The organism is Ferviditalea candida (assembly GCF_035282765.1).
In the GTDB taxonomy this organism is placed as follows: Bacteria; Bacillota; Bacilli; order Paenibacillales; family KCTC-25726; genus Ferviditalea; species Ferviditalea candida.
The window spans coordinates 1-291 of the sequence record NZ_JAYJLD010000141.1 but is presented as its reverse complement, the minus strand read 5'-3'; the positions used below and the strand labels follow the sequence as shown (position 1 = coordinate 291).

1 protein-coding gene is annotated in these 291 nt (G+C 57.0%); it reads left to right on the top strand.

Annotated elements, in window-relative coordinates; all coding sequences use genetic code 11:
* On the top strand, positions 1-291 hold a 291-nt coding region (locus VF724_RS21420), incomplete at both ends, for a hypothetical protein (RefSeq protein ID WP_371756256.1).

Here is a 291-nt window from a genome sequence, read left to right as displayed (position 1 = left end):
ACAATTGCAGCCCGGCCAGCTTCAGCCCGGCAACATCGAGCACATCCTGGCCGTCATCGACAACATCGTCAACGGCGAAGTGAACCTGCCGCCGGGCGAACACGAGCCCCTGTTCAAGCTGGTCCGCGAAGTTGGCGCCGGATACACGATCGTCGGCACGACCTGGACGTATAATTCCAAGAATGAAATTGCCACCCGCTCCAACTGGATTCGTCTTGAGGACTATGCCTACACGTATGACCAAGACGGCAACCTGCTCAGTGACGGACGAAGCAAGTACGAATGGAACAG